Annotated in this window: 1 protein-coding gene; it reads left to right on the forward strand. The window is 38.1% G+C overall.

Features of this window, described 5'->3' with window-relative positions:
• Positions 1–246: 246 nt before the first annotated feature.
• Positions 247–1,017 (forward strand): aminoglycoside O-nucleotidyltransferase ANT(4')-Ia, encoded by a 771-nt coding sequence (gene aadD1 / locus HMPREF2663_RS10195; RefSeq protein WP_001795128.1) that lies wholly within the window; start codon positions 247–249, stop codon positions 1,015–1,017.
• The last annotated feature ends 301 nt before the right edge of the window (positions 1,018–1,318 follow it).

Genomic DNA, 1,318 nt, shown 5'->3' on the forward strand with positions numbered 1-1,318 from the left:
ATACTATAAATTCAACTTTGCAACAGAACCTTTTCTATTATTGCAATGTGGAATTGGGAACGGAAAAATTATTTTATTAAAGAGTAGTTCAACAAACGGGCCAGTTTGTTGAAGATTAGATGCTATAATTGTTATTAAAAGGATTGAAGGATGCTTAGGAAGACGAGTTATTAATAGCTGAATAAGAACGGTGCTCTCCAAATATTCTTATTTAGAAAAGCAAATCTAAAATTATCTGAAAAGGGAATGAGAATAGTGAATGGACCAATAATAATGACTAGAGAAGAAAGAATGAAGATTGTTCATGAAATTAAGGAACGAATATTGGATAAATATGGGGATGATGTTAAGGCTATTGGTGTTTATGGCTCTCTTGGTCGTCAGACTGATGGGCCCTATTCGGATATTGAGATGATGTGTGTCATGTCAACAGAGGAAGCAGAGTTCAGCCATGAATGGACAACCGGTGAGTGGAAGGTGGAAGTGAATTTTGATAGCGAAGAGATTCTACTAGATTATGCATCTCAGGTGGAATCAGATTGGCCGCTTACACATGGTCAATTTTTCTCTATTTTGCCGATTTATGATTCAGGTGGATACTTAGAGAAAGTGTATCAAACTGCTAAATCGGTAGAAGCCCAAACGTTCCACGATGCGATTTGTGCCCTTATCGTAGAAGAGCTGTTTGAATATGCAGGCAAATGGCGTAATATTCGTGTGCAAGGACCGACAACATTTCTACCATCCTTGACTGTACAGGTAGCAATGGCAGGTGCCATGTTGATTGGTCTGCATCATCGCATCTGTTATACGACGAGCGCTTCGGTCTTAACTGAAGCAGTTAAGCAATCAGATCTTCCTTCAGGTTATGACCATCTGTGCCAGTTCGTAATGTCTGGTCAACTTTCCGACTCTGAGAAACTTCTGGAATCGCTAGAGAATTTCTGGAATGGGATTCAGGAGTGGACAGAACGACACGGATATATAGTGGATGTGTCAAAACGCATACCATTTTGAACGATGACCTCTAATAATTGTTAATCATGTTGGTTACGTATTTATTAACTTCTCCTAGTATTAGTAATTATCATGGCTGTCATGGCGCATTAACGGAATAAAGGGTGTGCTTAAATCGGGCCATTTTGCGTAATAAGAAAAAGGATTAATTATGAGCGAATTGAATTAATAATAAGGTAATAGATTTACATTAGAAAATGAAAGGGGATTTTATGCGTGAGAATGTTACAGTCTATCCCGGCATTGCCAGTCGGGGATATTAAAAAGAGGGTTCTGTTGCAAAGTAAAAAAATATAGCTAA

It is taken from the genome of Staphylococcus sp. HMSC077D08, from assembly GCF_001837945.1.
Classification (GTDB): Bacteria; Bacillota; Bacilli; order Staphylococcales; family Staphylococcaceae; genus Staphylococcus; species Staphylococcus epidermidis.